The organism is Limihaloglobus sulfuriphilus (assembly GCF_001999965.1).
In the GTDB taxonomy this organism is placed as follows: domain Bacteria; phylum Planctomycetota; class Phycisphaerae; order Sedimentisphaerales; family Sedimentisphaeraceae; genus Limihaloglobus; species Limihaloglobus sulfuriphilus.
Genome location: NZ_CP019646.1, coordinates 970,381 through 986,852 on the forward strand (window position 1 = coordinate 970,381; position 16,472 = coordinate 986,852).

Genomic DNA, 16,472 nt, shown 5'->3' on the forward strand with positions numbered 1-16,472 from the left:
GCTGTCACGTAAATTATAAGTCTTCATAGATGCAAAAATTGCAGTATAGATTTTTCTGCGGTAAAGTCAAATTCTTTGATATGTTTTTATTCAAAATTCGAACAAATGTAAAAATTTTCGTTGTCAATACATTTGCCGGCATGAATTTTTATGGATAGTTTCAAATTTGAGTTTATACTGATAAAATGCAAATCAATAAGAAAAAACTCTCGGGCGCTGCCCTGGCAATGATCTTGCCGGCTCCAAGCATCGGCGTAATTACAGCAATGATACTTATGCCCGGTACTGTGGTCGGCAGGGTTGTGTTTTTTTTCTGTAAGATTTGGCTGCTGGCATTACCGGTTCTCTGGCAGCTGGTTGTTGACCGAAAAAGTCTGAGCATTTCAAAGCCGCGGCAGGGCGGTTTTGCCCTTGCCTTCGTTACAGGTGCAGTAATGGGTTTAGCTGTTATTGCCGCATATCTGTTTCTGGGCAGATTTTTGATAGAGCCCCAGACTCTTAAAGACATGGCCGCGCAAAACGGGCTTGACAGGCCCGCTATTTATATTGCCGGAGCTTTGTACTGGATAACGATCAATTCAGTGTTAGAAGAGTATGTCTGGCGGTGGTTTGTTTTCAAAAAATGTTCAGATATATTTTCAACTAAAACAGCAATAGCGGCTTCTGCTGCCGGTTTCACTCTACACCATATCTTCGCAATGCAGATATATTTTAACTGGTTTGTTACTCTGGCAGCTGCGGCGGGAATATTTATCGGCGGAGGCGTATGGTCATGGCTGTATTTACGTTACAAATCGGTGTGGCCCGGTTACGTTTCACATGCTATTGTTGATCTGGCTGTTTTCGGTGTTGGCTGGCATTTGATTTTCTGTGTCTAAGATACAAGCGTCTCTGTCGCCGGGCCAAAGCATCACTGAAAATAGAGTTATTCATTGACACAAACCCGCCTTGGCGGTTTAATTGTTTACAGTGGACGCCGTTGCCGCTGTTACAGGTATGATAAATATTAGCATATAGATTTGAGGTGAACGAATGCAGAACGGGTATATACCGACAATTTTTGTTAAAGCTGAAACTATTCCGCAGGCCTGGGAAAGAGCCGTCCTTGAGGTGTGGCAGAAGGGTTGTCAGATAAAAACCCAGTACGACAAGCCTGAGGACCCCGCAAGCCGGGACGCTACAGGTATAATCGAAGTTGAAGACCCTTTTAAAGAGCCGCGGATACATAAAAATTTCCCCGGCGGCCCCGAAGAACTTGAATCCTACCGGCAGGAAGTTGTTGACGGGATACACAACCACTGGATAAACCCTGAGGAGGATAAATGGACATATACTTACAACGAACGCCTCTTTGAATATTCTCCCTGCGAGGATCTGAGCAAGTCTTCATCTCCAAGGCCTTTTAAGCCTGTCAATCAGGTTCAGTGCATGATCGAACAGCTCAGCCAGGCAACCTACTCACGCCGTGCGCAGGCGATAACCTGGCAGCCGACATGTGACCCCAAGACTTACGACCCGCCGTGCCTCCAGCGTGTATGGTGCAGACTTCTTGAGGATGAACAGGGAGAGCTGGTGCTGAATATGAATACCCACTGGAGGAGCCGCGATCTTTATAAGGCGTGGTTTATGAACGTTTACGCACTCACTGATCTTCAGAAAATTATAGCCGCGAAGATAGGTGATAAACTTCAACGCACAGTAAAAGTCGGCCGATATGTTGACATAGCTGACTCTCTGCACCTTTACGGCAGTTATTTCAGTGAGATTGAGCCGGAAATAAAAAAAATGAAAGATACTCCTCTGGATAACAGGGTTTGGAGCTCTGATAATCCGGCATTTGTAATGATGACAGAAGAGGCAAAACACAAACTTGCAGAAGATCCTGACTGGTACAGAAAGGGCAGGGGATGATTCGCGGCAGAAAACTGAAGGTATATGTCTAAAACCCCGCATTTAAATGTTTTAGCGTGTTCAGAAGCATTGATTATGCTTCCGCAGAGCTGTCCGGAGTTTTAGAAAATGAAAATATTTATTGCCGTTTAGCTTTTCTGCCGTTAGAATGGTTTTCAACACAAATAGTGATTCGGTACCGGCAGCGAATGGAGCGATAGCGACTTCAGCGATGTGTCGGCAAAGGGCCAACACCATAAAAGGTGCCTTTGGGCTACACACCCGCCGGATGATCAGCAGGCTTGGCGACCCCTTGCCTGCTGTTTTTTTGTTTGAACAATCCCTTTCTGGTAGTAAAAATTTTTTTCAACACTGTTCTGCGTGGGATTAATAATTTTAAATATTATATAAATAATTTTCTGCAAACAGGTTAGAGTTCGCGTTAAATTTAAATAATTCTTTAACTTGTAAACGCTGAATAAGTTTGTTACTATGAATTACGGTGTATGTTGTCTCAGAATTTAGCATCGGCATTTTGGCCCGTTTTTTCAGTTTTTTTTAATATTACAATTTTTTTTAATTGGAGGAATCATGATGAAAAATTCAATCATTTCTATTGTAATTGTGGTGTTACTTTTAATTTCAGCCGGCACTTCAAGAGCAGACTGGATGCGTGACCCTGCATCTGACGTTGACAAGGAATTCATTTCCGGCAACGAAGGAATAGCCCCGGGTACTCCACCGACTGACAATTCATGTTGGATGGCGGCAGCTTCTAACATGTTGGCCGGGGCCGGTTACGGAAACGGAGCAACGATTCAGGAGAGAGCCCAGGATATCTATTACGATATGCTGCTGTGGCGGAAGTCACTTGATCCAACTGACATCCACGGCACCCAGGACGGCGGCTGGATGGATAACGCTCTGAACTGGTGGCTCGGTTCGCCAAACAACGTGTGGCCTTCAAATCCATACGTAATTGTAACCGAATACGGCAATAAAAGTTATGACCCATGGGCATATTCACAGGGAGCCAGGTTCATTGGAAATCTGATACGTGATTATAAACAGGTCAGTATAGGCATCCGGTGGCCCCGCACCACTGCAGGCGGAAGCCCCAGCGGCGGACACGCTATAACACCCTGGGGTGATAGTGGTACAGCAGCTTATCTTTATTCGAATCCTGCAGAGATGATCACTGCGGATTCAGACCGAGATAACGGCGGAGACTTTCAGACATATACTTATGACTCGTTTACTAACCCAAATCCGGGTGGATTTAACGAGGGAAACGGCTGGTATTTCAATTTCAGCGGCAACCATACATATATATGCTACGCAGCTACCCTGACGCCTGCCGACAGTCCCATCGACCCTTCGGACGGGCCTACACAAAAGGTTGTCGGTTCATATAGGATTGACCAGGACAGTCTTGAAGATGCAACTGATATTCATTATACTGCATATACGGATTATGATATTCTCGCTTACCGTACCCAAATCGACCGCAATACTGTCAACGAACCCGAGATTGTTGAGGATAATGTGCACTATCCTCACCTAACCCGCTCAGATATTCACGTTGACTGGGACATCTCGGACAATCCTGTTCCGTACGGCGATGATGTTACTATAACAACTGAGTTTGTCCTCCAGGGCTGGAACGGAATCAGGTACGACGATGTTTATTTCACGTATCCAAATGAGATGGATACTAAATATATTCAGCCGCCTGACGAATCGACTCTTGGCACTGATGTCCGTGTGGACAGTAACGACGGGATTTACAGGATGCTGGCAGATGATTTTCCATGCACCAGAACAGGGCCGGTTACCAAAATTTTCCTGTGGAATTCATGGCTTGGTGACGGGCGGACAGGCCCTGCACCAGGTAATGTGGAGAAACTCAGTTTGACCATATACAGTGATGATCCAATTGGCGATGATCCAGATAATAAGTATGATGATCCAGGTAACAAGTTTTCAATGCCTCTTGAGGAGCTCTGGAGCGGCAGTTTCACGGAATTTCAAGTCAGTGAGTACGGCCTTAGTAATGAATTTTTCTGGGATCCCTACGTTGACGGCCAGCTTGGCAGTGATTATCGGATATGGCAATATGTTGTAGATATACCTGAAGAATCGGCTTTTGTTCAGGAAGGCACGCCCAGAAACCCAAAGATATACTGGCTGTCAGTTTCTGCTGAGATATCCGGCGTTGATAATCCACAGTTCGGCTGGAAAACAACACCCCTCAAGAATGCATGGAACGACACTGCTGTACACTGGGCCGATACATGGGAGTTTACAGATGAATTTGATTATTGGGAAGACCAGGAAACACACAGTTTCAAAGTTGACGGTTCCTGGTTCAAGGGTGCTTATAATTGCGCCACAGAATCTATACGGCTTGGAAACTGCGATCAGGGTACATATGCTTCCATTGTCGCGGCTGTAACCCCGGGCACGGATAAAGTAATGCTGCGTTTTCGTATTCCCTGGTCAGGTTCATCAGCCGGAGCAGGCCCTTCAGGCACATCAGTTTATGTGGACGATGTTTATCAGGGCTCAATATCCGGCTATGACTGTATATGGGATGAAATTATTCTGGAAGGAATGGCCCCTTATACAGAGGATGGCGAGATTCAAGTCCTGTTGATGGATGAAAAAGAGGGCTGCGACGGAGACATTCAGGTTACCTATCTCGAGGTTTATTCGGGAGCCAAGTCCTGGAAACCTCTTTATTATCCCCTTGGTCATGAGCTTAATGGCTATGACGTGAATATGTCATTCGGCATAGTTACCAGAAGCACTCAGCCGGGAACCCTGCTGCCAGGTTTTGGCTGGTACATAAACTCTTTTCCTCTTGAGAATGTGAATATTCAGGATATAACAGGCGGGTATGTCGTAGGTGCTTTCGATCTGATGGACTATGCCGGAGAACCGAAAATGCTTGGCGAGTACCGGTTTATTCACCAGCATCCGTATATATTTGACCCTGAGCTGTTCGAATTTACAATCGAACCGCCGCAAGGACAGGAAAACTGTGAGTTCGCGGCACGTAACTTCAGATTTGGACATACCTGGGGTATGCCCAACACTGCCGAGCTCTGGGAATTTAACCAGTGGATGACCGCTCTGCCCCAGGAGGTTTTCTTGTGCAGTCCTACTCCGGTAGTAATTCCGGTTAACTGGGACGGCAGACTTCCGTATCCCAAGAGCGACATTACACCTGCTCATCTGATTCCTGATGCTCCAGACTGCACAGTTTATCTGGAAGCGGATATTAACAAAGATTGCTGCGTAAATGTTCTTGATTTCCGGATTATGGCATCGCAGTGGCTTGAGTGTACAACAACACAAGGATTGTTTTTAAACTAAGTCAAATCAATATTACGGTACAGGCCCTGCCAGTCGGGCCTGTGCCGTAAAAAATGTTGTAACCGTTCTTCCTTGAATCCGGCGGTTGCGTAAAATTCCTCTATTTTTCTTGTTTTTACAGCTGAATATGTAAAATAGAATCTATTACGTTTTAGACAAATGGAATTTAATTTTTGATTTGACGGATATTCATGGCATATACAGTTCTGGCAAGACGTTACAGATCGCAGTCCTTTGATGATGTTGTAGGGCAGGACGCAGTTTCGCAGACGTTGAAAAACGCGATTGATGCAGACAGGGTCTCTCACGCCTACCTCTTTTGCGGAACTCGCGGAGTGGGAAAGACCACCATGGCCAGAATTCTGGCCAAGGCACTCAACTGTCTTTCATTCGATAAGCCTACTACCGAACCCTGCTGTAAATGTGACAGCTGTCTGGCTATAAATACCGGTGAAGATATTGACGTAATTGAGATTGACGGTGCAAGCAATAACAAGGTTGAACACATACACGATTTGCGGCAGAATGCCATATACCGTCCGGCCAGAAGCCGTTACAAAATATACATAATTGATGAAGTTCATATGCTCAGCAACAGTGCGTTTAACGCCCTGCTCAAAACGCTTGAGGAACCGCCTGATCATGTAAAATTTATATTTGCCACTACCGAGCCGAACAAGGTTCTTGCTACTATACAGTCCCGTTGCCAGAGGTTTGACTTTAAATCCATAGAACCTCAGGAAATAGCCGCTCAGCTGGCCAGGGTTCTGGATAGTGAGTCAATCGGTTACGATTCAGACGTTGTTACCGCCGTTGCAAGACTGGCCAACGGTTCTATGCGGGATGGGCTCAGCGTGCTGGATCAGCTTATAAGCAGCGGGGCTGACCCTTTAGATATGAAGGTGTTTGAAGACGTTCTTGGTGAACCCGACAGGGATCGGATAGCCTCATTACTTGAGATGGTGGGCTCTGACGACACTTCTGGTGTCCTTGGTATGCTTGACGGGCTTTTAAGAGACGGCATGACACCGCTGCAAATAGTCGAAGCCGCCATTGAGGTACTTCGTGACATGATGGTTGTCAAAGCCGGCGGCAGTGAAAAACTGCTTATATTGACTACTGCTGAGAAAAATCGCATAAACAGTATTGTTGAGCAGTTTGACATTGCTTCAATAATTTACGCAATCGCCTCGCTTGAAAAAATACGCTACCCGGTCAAAGAGTCTCAAAGCGCCCGGGCACTTCTTGAGGCTTTGTTTCTGCGGCTGACTCTTAGTGAGCATTTTATTGGTGTAAATGAGCTTATAAAGCGTATAGACACCGGACGGCTGAACGTAAAAAAAAAATTAACAGATAGTTTCAAGCCCAGCTCTGCGGGATTGAGTTCATTAAAAAATGAATCAGTATCCAGTGAATCTTCTCCTGATAAAGCCTCTTGCGGCCGACAACCAGAGATGCAAACCTTTACATGCCGCGATCTTGATGAAGTAGTCAATAACTGGCAAAATATCACCAATTCACTTGGTGCGATACAACAGCGTCTCGGTCTTTCGCTTGCTAAATCCCAGCCTTCGGAATTTGACGGTCAGACGCTTAAGGTACAATTTTCTGCCTCAGACAAAATGCCGATGCAGATATGTACTCATGCTTCAGATGAGGTATGCACGTACCTCTCAAAGCTGCTTGGCAGTAAAACCACTGTCAAATTCGAGATATCTCAAAGCGTTGGAACCAAAAAACAAGCCCGCCGCTCAAAAGGAGCCGGTTTCAGCAGGCAGCAAAAAGAACAAGCCCTGCAGGATTCAGGGGTAAAAATGCTTACTGAGGCTTTTAAAGCCAGGGTGGTCGGAATTCATCTAAAGGAACAGTGATAAATGAATAAGGCATATACAGACAGCCTCAACAATCTGATAAATGAATTTTCTAACCTGCCCGGAATCGGAGCAAAATCCGCCGAGAGACTGGCTTTTCATATTCTCAAATCCTCAAAACAGGATGCTATGAAACTTTCTTCGGCAATAAACGATGTAAAAACCAGGATTGTCCAATGCAGCAGATGCCACAATCTTTCAGAGCAGGAATTATGCCCGATATGCTTAGACAATGCCAGGGATTCATCTGTCGTTTGTGTCGTTGAGCAACCCAAGGACCTCATAAGCCTTGAAAATACAGGGTTTTGTGCATGGAAGTATCATGTTCTCGGCGGCCATATTGCTCCGCTTGAGGGGATTGAGCCGGAAGATTTAACAATAGATCATCTTATTGAACGTGTCGGCAAAGAAGGTATCAAAGAAATCGTCATGGCAACCAACCCTACAGTGGAAGGTGACGGAACCGCACTTTACATATGCTCTCTGTTGAGAGATATGGATGTAAAGGTGACGCGCCTTGCCAGAGGGCTGCCGGCCGGCAGCAGTATTGAATTTTCAAACTCTGCCATTCTTGCCGATGCGATACTTGGCAGGACAGAAATTGACTGATTTCTAATAACCTTTCTTAGCGTAGGCTTTTACAGCTCTTTATTTTTTCTTCTCCGTGACAGGCGGCAGGCGATAATGCTTCCTTCATAGAGAATGTATAAAGGCGTTGCCAATGCTATCTGTGAGACCACGTCCGGTGGAGTGGCCATGGCGGAAACTATAAGAAGCCCGATAAGGACGAATTTGCGAATGGATGTAAGCATTTCCACATCTACAAGGCCCATCTTTTCAGCAAATACGATGGCAATTGGAAGTTGAAAAGCTATACCAAAGATAAGTGTCAGCCGAAGTATGAAATTTATGTAGCTTGTCAGCGTAACTCCTACCTTGACAAATTCTATGCCGGTATCAAATCCAAGAAAAAATTTCAGTGATATCGGCCCGATTACCAGAAGAAAAAAGAAACAGCCAGTGATAAAAAGAAAAGCACTTATAGGCGTTACATAATATACATATTTTCTTTCGTGCCTGTAAAGGCCGGCTGAAACGAATCTCCATACATGATAAATTGCCCAGGGACTTGACAGTATTATGCCGAAAATAAGCGATGTTTTCAGGTAGATTAAGAATTTCTCTGCCGGTTCGAGTATCTGCAGTTCCGGCTCCATCCCGACCTGCTGCATAGCTATGCGAAAGGGTTCAGCTATAACATCAAGCAGAAATTTCCCCATGAAAAGACAGATTACCATTCCCAGGAATATTCCCATAAATGCCATTACCAGCCGGTAGCGAAGTTCCTCAAGGTGATCGCCAAGACTCATAGAAATTAGATCTTTTTCGTCCGGAACGGGCAGTTTCTTTTGGTTTTTTTTATTTTTTTTAGCCATATATAAGTAATTTTGATTGGTTTATCGTTGAAAAGATCCTTTATGTTTTTTCACCTAAAGGACTTGCTTTAATAGTTTTATATTCCCTGGGATACTGGCCTGGCACGGGAGATACCTGGGTTGCTTCCAGAAGTTTATAATCGCTGTCGGCTACTCCGGGTAAATTATATGGAATTATATTGATATCTCTGCCGCCAAGCAATTCAATTGCAGCCTTTCCGGCTATCAGCTCTTGGTCAAGTTTAGGCCCTTTCCAGCAGATAAACTTGCCTCCTGTCTTAATGAAGGGCATCGTCAGCTCCGAAATGATGCTCAGTCTTCCCATGGCTCTTGTGACCGCGGCGTCGAACTGGCCCCGGAAATCAAATTGATTTGCGAGTATTTCAGCTCTTTCAGGGTAGATGTCAACATTATTGAGCCCCATCTTTTCCGCCGCGGTATGCTGAAAACGAGCTTTCTTGCCCGTGGCTTCAACAGAAACTATATTCCAGTCAGGCAGGGCAACTGCCAGTACAAGTGCCGGAAAACCGCCGCCCGAGCCAATATCTATCAAAGAGTTCTTACGGCCCGGCAGTCTCAGCGTTTCAAGTACAGCCAGGGCCTGAAGTGAATCTTCAAAATGACGTGTCCAGATCTGATCAATTTCCGTTATACGAGTCAGATTTAAATATTTATTGTGATCCTGCAGAAGCTGCGCAAACAGTTTGAGCTGCTCAATTTGCTTATCAGATAGCTGTGATGTATATTTGCCGGTTAACATTAAAAATTGCGGCATATGGTCTAAAACCCGGCTGCCGGTAACCCTGTATTGAATTCTTGTTCTATAAATTGAAAATTATATCAAGAGGCTGATGAAATACAACAACATTAGCTTGCAAAATGTAATAGAATTGCTATTATTGTCGGCAATGGTCAGCAAACAGAACAAAAACTCAACCGGGGCGGTTGCTTCAAACAAAAAAGCCCGGTTTGAATATGAGATAGTTGATAAGATTGAAGCCGGGATTTCTCTTAACGGGAGTGAGGTGAAATCACTCAGGGCGGGAAATGCCGATTTAAACGGATCTTATGCACGCATAATAAACGGTGAGTGTTATCTCTACAGTTCTAAAATTGATCAGTATTTTGAGGCCAGTTACAACAATCACGACCCCCAAAGGCAGCGAAAACTCTTATTACACAAAGCAGAGATCAGAAAACTCTATACAAAACTCGATCAAAGAGGCTATACTCTTGTTCCGCTGAAAATCTATTTCAATTCCCGCGGCATAGCAAAGGTTCAGCTGGCACTTGCCTCCGGTAAGAAGAAGTATGATAAAAGAAATACTATTAAGGAACGGGATAACAGACGTGATACAGAACGCCAGATGCGGAATTTTGGCAGGTGAAATAAAATTAACTTAAAATAAAAGGATTTCTTAATGACTGACGAGAAAAAAATCATAATTGACCAAGACTGGAAAAAAGAAGCAAAAGCAGAAAAAGAAAAGTTATCAAAAGAAAATAAAGAATCACAGGAATCTTCTGACCAGCAGAGCCAGCAGCTGCCTGATGCCGATTTCTCGGTACTGGTAAGTATGCTTTCAACACAGGCACTCTTTGCAATGGGGCTTGTCGCTCCGGAGGGTATGGAAGACAAAATTAAAAAAGACTTAAAACTGGCTCAATTTAACATCGATCTTCTCGCTATCATTGAAGAAAAAACCAAAGGCAACCTTTCAAAAGAAGAAGAAGAATTGCTTAGCGGTTCTTTAAGCCAGCTGCGTATGGCATATGTAACCGTTGCTGAGAAGTAAATTAAACATCATCCTTTGCTGTTGCGGTGTAAGTTGTTAGCAATTATATGCTTACAAAAGAAGGGCGGGTACAAACCCGCCCTTGAAACCCGCGATTCGCGGGGCATTTCCGAAGCCAGGTGCCGGGGTTAACCGGCCGTCCTTTTACACTCTTTTTGGCTCTCTGGAAAGAGCCTGTCATCACACTCATCTGGCTATTAACGCACTATAATATTACCAGAGCCGGTACCCCTTTGCAACTCGTATAAATACGTGTTTCTATGAAAAAAAACGTTTTTGAGCTAAATAATCTTAATTCTCTCTGGAGAGTTTTATACCGATCAATCAATTCTGTGGGTAACTTTCATGACAGAGAGGGGTTAAAATCCCACGTTTCTCTGGACAGCGAGAGAGAAAAGGATAAAATACACCAATCTTTTAATGGTGTTTACCGTGATAACCGGTGCAATTATATAAATCTGCAATGTATTTTACCAGGATGAAACTCATGAGAGAAAACATAGAAGCCAAAACACAAAATTTAAATGAAGCCCGCATGGCCGCGTACTCGCAAGTTAGCGGCTACCAGCGTACACGCGAGATGACTCTTGATGATATGCTGTTGGATAATCGTATCCTCTTTATGATTGGAGAGATAAATTACCGCATGGCTACAGAGGTCATCATGAAGCTGCTCTATCTTGACAACAGCAAACCGGGAAGTGAGATCAACCTCTATATCAATTCCCCCGGCGGCAGTGTCGATGACACCATGGCGATCTACGATACGATCCGTTTCATTAAAAGCCCCGTTGCTACGTATTGTATCGGCAGGGCGCAATCGGGCGCTGCGGTAATTCTCGCGGCCGGCGCAAAAGATAAACGCTTTGCTTTGCCCCATGCCAAGATTATGCTTCACCAGCCCTGGGGGGGAGTTACCGGCCAGGCCGCAGATATTAAGATACAGGCTGAAGAAATTATTAAAGCTCGAGCCATGCTAAACGAGGTGCTTTCGAAACTCACCGGACAGACCATCTCAACCATTGAGAAAGAAACAGACCGTGATAAATATATGACCGCTAAAGAGGCTTTTGATTACGGAATAATAGACGAAGTACTTACAGAGCCTGAGGAAGAAAAAGACACCAAATGAGTGGCCTTGATATAATTAAGATACTTAATTGCATTCAGCCATTGGGTTTATGAAAAATCTGCTTAATTCTCTAAAAAGATTTGATTTCATAGCGGTTTGCCAGTATATTTATGTCATTATTATTGATTTAAAATCAAGGATTATGGTATGATAACCAGAGAAGCAGATTACGCTATACGCATGATTCAATATCTTGCAGACCATTATGATTCGTCAGTGCCGGCTACCGCAAAGGACATATCAGAGGTCATGGAGATTCCATACAGGCATCTTCGGCTCATAGCCGGAAAACTTTCTAACGCGGGAATACTTAAGAGTTGGCGGGGAAGCAGCGGCGGCTACTGGCTCAACAAAGATCCTCAAGAGCTGAGTCTTTTTGAAGTTCTTGAGGCCATTGCCCCGAGAAGTTTTATGCTTAATATGTGTATGGATAAAAATACGCCGTGCCACCGCGCAAGCTACTGCAAAGTTCATGAGCAGCTCGAAAACCTGCAAGAGAATGTCAATAAATCACTTTCCAATATATATTTCGATCAGCTCAAGCAGGGCAGATAGCAAGATTTACAGCAATATGCCTTATCCATTTTGCCTTGGCTTGTTTAGTCGCCGGGCAGTTTAAATTTATAAAATATCCCTTCTTCCCTCTGTTCCGCAGTAATAAGTTTCTCTTCTGAGAGCGAGCTTATTATTTTAGATATTACACTGGCGTTTACATCAAGACTTTTTGACAGACCCTCGATGGTGCATGGCCTTCTCTTGAGCGTTTCAAGTACGTCGCTGCGGGAAGTGTAATGGCTTTGGCCGGCGTTTTGTTTGCTGAAAGCAGCTATGACCTCGGCTTTTCCGCCAAGGCGTTTTGCGATTTCGTTCATTTTCTCTTGCGGCACTGTTTTGGCAGCCGGGTCGGTTACCGGACGTACTGCGGTGTTGAGCTGTACCCTGTCGGGATTTATCCGGCTGATGTGTTCCGCGAAGGCTTCTATCTGCTGATCGGACGTGTTAAGCCCTTCAAGGAGAAAAACTTCCAGCCAGTATTGGCCGCTGTATTCCTGGCGAAACTTTATCAGCCCCTCCAGGTGCTTCTCAAAAGTTATGCTTTTGTGCGGCTGGTTGACCATCTCAAATGTCGCCTGGTCAACTGCGTCGAGAGACGGCATGACAGTATCCGCCGCGAGCAGCTCTTTTCGGACCTGCGGATCCCATAACAGTGTGCCGTTGGTTATAACCACCATAGGGATATCTGTCATGGCTTTTATGCCGGTGATCAGCCTGCCGATGCCCGAGTTGAGCGTCGGTTCGCCTGAGCCGCTAATCGTTATCCTGTCGATTTTTACGTCTTCGGCGAGTTTGCGTTCAAGCTCTTTGAGAACAAGGCTGACGTCAACATACTCCTGGCGTTGTACTGTGACATCGCTGTTCATGCCGAGCTGGCAGTAGCGGCAGTTCTGGCTGCACGTCTTGAGCGGGATAATATCAAGTCCCAGACTCCAGCCAAGCCGCCGGCTCGGTACGGGGCCGTATATGTATTTGTATTTTCTCATTTTAAACATCCGTGTTTAAATATTGGCTCGATGGAATCGTATTATGTACAATTATAACAGTCAGCTTATAGAAAGTCAATTGAGCTGTTATGTGATCAGTAATTCTGTAAGATATTTTTGTGGGAATGTTTTTGCTGCAATATCTGACTTAGAATCTATTAAGGTTGACCAGCTTCGGAACGCATAGTCTTGTTCGTCTGAACCAATATCTAATCCCGCATATAATTGATTTGCCAGTATAACAATGCTATTGATCATCTTTCGTATTTGCGGCTTGATATTATGCATGTAAATACACTGGGTAAGAATAACAACTGTTTTTTAAGCTACCAAAAGTAGTTTAATTGTTGTAAGTTGTTTTTTTTAAAGAAGCTATAATTAAAATATTAAAAATTTTTAAAGTTTTTAAATTTATATTGTATTTTTACTTGACTTATGTTTGATTATTAGCATAATATAGGCAACATAATATTATGTTTTTTAATGTGTTTTATTTTATGAATGAGAGATTATGAATAATTTATTGGATAATATCGCTATTGATAAGGGGAAAGACAAGAAAGTGTCTATATTCCGGCAGATTGAAAGACAAATAAGGCTAAAGATGATTATGGGTGAACTGAATACTGGCGATAAATTACCAACAGTATCTGATATGGTTAACAGTTTCAAGGTAGATTATCGTACTGCTAATGAAGCGCTCAAAGTATTGGAGAACAAGGGCTTGATTCACATTCCAAAGGGGAGAGGCAAAAAACCTACGGTACTTAGCAATGGTGATCTTAATAGTCACAAAGACCTCCGGGTTTCCGTGTCATACATTCGCTGGAATATTGATCCTATGGGAATGCAAATAGCATCTGGAATGAACGAATTTGCAAGAAACAGTTTGAAATGTGTTGATCTTCGAATAGTAGATGCGCACGGTGATATTGATAGCTATTTTAACCTACTTCTTAATAGTACTTCAAATGGTATTATTACAGGTGCGTATGATACTCCAGATTTCCGTAATGTTGTTAGCCAACTCTTAGAAAACAACAAAAAACTACTTTTTATTGATCGTATGCTATCAGATTTGTCTGTTAATTGTATTTCAATTGACCACATTGATGGAGCATATCATGCCACAAAACACTTGTTAATGGAACATAAAATGCCAGTTTATTACTTAGGGTGTGATGTCTTTAATGGAGCCAGTGCCAGCGAGGATCGTTTTTACGGCTGGAAAACGGCAATGATAGAATGTGGTTTTTCCGATCTTGGTCAGTATGTTTTGAGCGAATCTGCAGATAATTATAAAACAATAAATCAAGTCAATATTGCTTATGAAAGAGCACTGCAATTGTTTAAAGAGCAGAGAAATAAGCAGTTTTCCTTATTTGCCATTAATGATTTTGTGGCGAAAGAAGTTTACGCTGCGGCTGATGCGGCCGGTTTGCGAATCGGAAAAGACGTATTTGTTGTTGGTTTTGGCGACTATCCTTTTTGTGAACAACTGCCAGTCGCCCTAACCAGCGTTAAGCAATTCAACAAAATTGTGGGGCATGAAGCTATAAAACTTTTGGTGCAGAGTGCTCTGTTTGGTAGCTCTGGATATGTGTATTACAAAATACCCTCAGAGTTGGTTATAAGGGAAAGCAGTGTATGCAGCTGAAATGTTATATTTGAATTAAGTTGTTCTTTTTACGAATATTATTATAAAGAAAGGTGCTTAACATGAAAAGTAAAGTTCTATTGTGCAGTATTGTTGTGTCTTTATTCACGGTTCCTGGTATTGCTGAATGGATATTTTGGACTAACGGTTCCGGCGACAGGTGTTGGAGCAACCCACAAAACTGGGATTTAGGCAGAGTACCAGCCGCAGATGACCAAGTTTGCATGGACCACAATTGTGGCGGTGGACCTGTTATTGAAGGTGACATTGTTGTCGACTGGTTTGTTATAGGTTCAGGTTGGGAACCCGGTGCTAGTCTTGATTGTGAGGTGACAATAGCTGAACAAGCTAATGTTTTATGTAATGAATTCTTCATCGCAGACAACACAACAGCAAATGTAGTTTATAATCAATATGGCAACATGACAGTCAATAATATATCTCGTTTAGGTTTGAGCGGAATTGCAACTGTAAATATTTATGGTGGCACATTTAATTCAGTGGGACCGTTGGGTATAGGATATAATCCTGGCAGTATAACAAGAGTAAATATTTACAATGGATCCTTGGAAACCACAAATACTCTGGTATTTTCTGTCTATGAAGCAACAGATATTCTTGTTGATATACAAGGTGACGGCCAGTTAATCTGTGGCGGAAGTAATTTCTTGATATATTTTCAACACTGGATTAGCCAAGGCTGGATTAAATCGTATGGCTTATCTGAGCGGGTAGGAATTGATTACGGTTATCTTAATCCAGGGAAAAATACCGCCTATGCACTCCAGTATTCGGCACGCAATCGTTCTGATCTAAATTTAGACGAGATAGTTGATATGGATGATTTTTTCCTTTTTGCTTCTCAATGGCTCCTGTCTGAAACATGGTGGCAAACACGATAGTTTTTTTTGTTCTATAATAAACAAATTTTTAAGGAATATAGTAATGAACAAAGCAGCAAAAAAATCAGTTTTAGTTTTCATTTTTATAGCATTTACTTCGCACCTCTGTCAAGGTTCTGATATGGTATGGACAAATGATGATATGGATAATGATTGGCATAACGACTGGAATTGGATAAATGGTGCAGGTACAGAGCCAACAGAAACCGATAATGTGTGGATTGATAACACTGATGCTATTGGCGGTGGACCAGTAATAACGGGTGATGCAAGAGCAAATATAATATTTTTAGGTGCTAACGGCGCAGGCAGTACACAATTAACCGTAGCAGCTCAAGGCGATGTTACCGCTTTCGAATTAGGATTATCTGACCACCCACAAGCTGTTGCGGTTTATAATCAATATGGTAATGCAAGTTTTACTTCTGTCTTAAATATCGGAGTGATGGGAGAAGCGATGGTGAATATCTATGGCGGCACACTGGTGTCGCCAATCTCTTTAGCCAAAGCAATATCTTCAAAAGCAAGATTTAATATTTATGATGGTACAGTTGATGCAACAGCGGGCTTTACAATGCCTGCAGATACTAAATGTAATGTAGTCATTAATATTGAAGCAGGTAATTTGATTCTATCCGGTAATGTTATTGAGGATGTTGAGTTCTGGGCAGCAAATGGTTGGTTAACTGGTTATGGGTCTCCATTAAATATTTGCGTCTCGTATGATGAACAGACAGACAGAACCTCTGTGTACTCTGTAAATGTATATTCTCATGGCATTGGTGCTGACATAAACAAAGATGGAATGGTTAATTTAGAAGATTTAGCGATTCTCATGGAAGAATTAATACTGTAAGAATTTACGTAAT

General features: G+C 43.1%; 15 protein-coding genes. 12 read left to right on the top strand and 3 right to left on the bottom strand.

Annotated elements, in window-relative coordinates:
- Window positions 1–185 precede the first annotated feature (185 nt).
- The 5 genes from SMSP2_RS03700 to recR all read left to right on the top strand — a co-directional run bounded on the left by SMSP2_RS03700 (window position 186) and on the right by recR (window position 7,748).
- Entirely contained in the window at window positions 186–878 is a 693-nt protein-coding gene (locus SMSP2_RS03700) for a CPBP family intramembrane glutamic endopeptidase (RefSeq protein ID WP_146682671.1), read from the top strand.
- A 154-nt stretch (window positions 879–1,032) separates the two neighbouring features.
- A complete protein-coding gene (locus tag SMSP2_RS03705; protein ID WP_146682672.1) occupies window positions 1,033–1,911 on the top strand; it encodes a thymidylate synthase in 879 nt (292 codons plus the stop codon).
- 570 nt (window positions 1,912–2,481) lie between these two features.
- The gene (locus SMSP2_RS03710) at window positions 2,482–5,268 is read left to right on the top strand and encodes a DUF7901 domain-containing protein (protein WP_146682673.1); all 2,787 of its coding nucleotides are present in this window, start codon (window positions 2,482–2,484) and stop codon (window positions 5,266–5,268) included.
- A 191-nt stretch (window positions 5,269–5,459) separates the two neighbouring features.
- Complete coding sequence (dnaX, locus tag SMSP2_RS03715) at window positions 5,460–7,139, top strand: DNA polymerase III subunit gamma/tau (protein ID WP_146682674.1); 1,680 nt, start codon at window positions 5,460–5,462, stop codon at window positions 7,137–7,139.
- Window positions 7,140–7,142: 3 nt separating this feature from the next.
- On the top strand, window positions 7,143–7,748 hold the full coding sequence (gene recR, locus SMSP2_RS03720) for a recombination mediator RecR (RefSeq protein WP_146682675.1): 606 nt from the start codon (window positions 7,143–7,145) through the stop codon (window positions 7,746–7,748).
- Window positions 7,749–7,777: 29 nt separating this feature from the next.
- Here the strand turns inward: recR and tatC are convergent, their stop codons facing one another.
- Together tatC and rsmG are read right to left on the bottom strand one after the other, a co-directional pair.
- Window positions 7,778–8,575, bottom strand: a complete 798-nt coding sequence (tatC, locus tag SMSP2_RS03725; protein ID WP_146682676.1) for a twin-arginine translocase subunit TatC — start codon at window positions 8,573–8,575, stop codon at window positions 7,778–7,780.
- A 40-nt stretch (window positions 8,576–8,615) separates the two neighbouring features.
- Window positions 8,616–9,335, bottom strand: a complete 720-nt coding sequence (gene rsmG / locus SMSP2_RS03730; protein WP_186804839.1) for a 16S rRNA (guanine(527)-N(7))-methyltransferase RsmG — start codon at window positions 9,333–9,335, stop codon at window positions 8,616–8,618.
- Between the two features lie 91 nt (window positions 9,336–9,426).
- On the opposite strand from rsmG, the gene smpB reads away from it, so the two are divergent.
- From smpB to SMSP2_RS03750, 4 genes are all read left to right on the top strand, one after another.
- Complete coding sequence (gene smpB / locus SMSP2_RS03735; RefSeq protein ID WP_237048844.1) at window positions 9,427–9,963, top strand: SsrA-binding protein SmpB; 537 nt, start codon at window positions 9,427–9,429, stop codon at window positions 9,961–9,963.
- Between the two features lie 33 nt (window positions 9,964–9,996).
- Window positions 9,997–10,371 carry a DUF1844 domain-containing protein gene (locus tag SMSP2_RS03740; protein WP_146682678.1) on the top strand — a complete coding sequence of 125 codons (375 nt, stop codon included), beginning with the start codon at window positions 9,997–9,999 and terminating at the stop codon, window positions 10,369–10,371.
- 487 nt (window positions 10,372–10,858) lie between these two features.
- The gene (locus tag SMSP2_RS03745) at window positions 10,859–11,503 is read left to right on the top strand and encodes a ClpP family protease (protein ID WP_222566395.1); all 645 of its coding nucleotides are present in this window, start codon (window positions 10,859–10,861) and stop codon (window positions 11,501–11,503) included.
- A 147-nt stretch (window positions 11,504–11,650) separates the two neighbouring features.
- Window positions 11,651–12,058, top strand: a complete 408-nt coding sequence (locus SMSP2_RS03750; RefSeq protein ID WP_146682679.1) for an RrF2 family transcriptional regulator — start codon at window positions 11,651–11,653, stop codon at window positions 12,056–12,058.
- A gap of 44 nt (window positions 12,059–12,102) precedes the next feature.
- Here SMSP2_RS03750 and SMSP2_RS03755 read toward each other — a convergent pair whose 3' ends face one another.
- The gene (locus SMSP2_RS03755; RefSeq protein ID WP_186804840.1) at window positions 12,103–13,044 is read right to left on the bottom strand and encodes a radical SAM protein; all 942 of its coding nucleotides are present in this window, start codon (window positions 13,042–13,044) and stop codon (window positions 12,103–12,105) included.
- Between the two features lie 511 nt (window positions 13,045–13,555).
- Between SMSP2_RS03755 and SMSP2_RS03760 the strand changes: the two genes are divergently transcribed.
- The 3 genes from SMSP2_RS03760 (at window position 13,556) to SMSP2_RS03770 (ending at window position 16,459) form a co-directional block, all read left to right on the top strand.
- The gene (locus SMSP2_RS03760; protein ID WP_146682681.1) at window positions 13,556–14,701 is read left to right on the top strand and encodes a substrate-binding domain-containing protein; all 1,146 of its coding nucleotides are present in this window, start codon (window positions 13,556–13,558) and stop codon (window positions 14,699–14,701) included.
- 62 nt (window positions 14,702–14,763) lie between these two features.
- Complete coding sequence (locus tag SMSP2_RS03765; RefSeq protein ID WP_146682682.1) at window positions 14,764–15,603, top strand: hypothetical protein; 840 nt, start codon at window positions 14,764–14,766, stop codon at window positions 15,601–15,603.
- A 43-nt stretch (window positions 15,604–15,646) separates the two neighbouring features.
- Window positions 15,647–16,459: a hypothetical protein gene (locus SMSP2_RS03770; protein WP_146682683.1), complete on the top strand. Its 813-nt coding sequence runs from the start codon at window positions 15,647–15,649 to the stop codon at window positions 16,457–16,459.
- Window positions 16,460–16,472 lie beyond the last annotated feature (13 nt).

Coding starts and splice junctions, on each gene's coding strand:
- rsmG (WP_186804839.1), bottom strand. CDS start 9,335: ATGTTAACCGGCAAATATACATCACAGCTATCTGATAAGCAAATTGAG.
- smpB (WP_237048844.1), top strand. CDS start 9,427: ATGAAATACAACAACATTAGCTTGCAAAATGTAATAGAATTGCTATTA.
- SMSP2_RS03700 (WP_146682671.1), top strand. CDS start 186: ATGCAAATCAATAAGAAAAAACTCTCGGGCGCTGCCCTGGCAATGATC.
- SMSP2_RS03710 (WP_146682673.1), top strand. CDS start 2,482: ATGATGAAAAATTCAATCATTTCTATTGTAATTGTGGTGTTACTTTTA.
- SMSP2_RS03745 (WP_222566395.1), top strand. CDS start 10,859: ATGAGAGAAAACATAGAAGCCAAAACACAAAATTTAAATGAAGCCCGC.
- SMSP2_RS03765 (WP_146682682.1), top strand. CDS start 14,764: ATGAAAAGTAAAGTTCTATTGTGCAGTATTGTTGTGTCTTTATTCACG.
- SMSP2_RS03750 (WP_146682679.1), top strand. CDS start 11,651: ATGATAACCAGAGAAGCAGATTACGCTATACGCATGATTCAATATCTT.
- dnaX (WP_146682674.1), top strand. CDS start 5,460: ATGGCATATACAGTTCTGGCAAGACGTTACAGATCGCAGTCCTTTGAT.
- SMSP2_RS03740 (WP_146682678.1), top strand. CDS start 9,997: ATGACTGACGAGAAAAAAATCATAATTGACCAAGACTGGAAAAAAGAA.
- SMSP2_RS03770 (WP_146682683.1), top strand. CDS start 15,647: ATGAACAAAGCAGCAAAAAAATCAGTTTTAGTTTTCATTTTTATAGCA.
- recR (WP_146682675.1), top strand. CDS start 7,143: ATGAATAAGGCATATACAGACAGCCTCAACAATCTGATAAATGAATTT.
- SMSP2_RS03705 (WP_146682672.1), top strand. CDS start 1,033: ATGCAGAACGGGTATATACCGACAATTTTTGTTAAAGCTGAAACTATT.
- SMSP2_RS03755 (WP_186804840.1), bottom strand. CDS start 13,044: ATGAGAAAATACAAATACATATACGGCCCCGTACCGAGCCGGCGGCTT.
- tatC (WP_146682676.1), bottom strand. CDS start 8,575: ATGGCTAAAAAAAATAAAAAAAACCAAAAGAAACTGCCCGTTCCGGAC.
- SMSP2_RS03760 (WP_146682681.1), top strand. CDS start 13,556: ATGAATAATTTATTGGATAATATCGCTATTGATAAGGGGAAAGACAAG.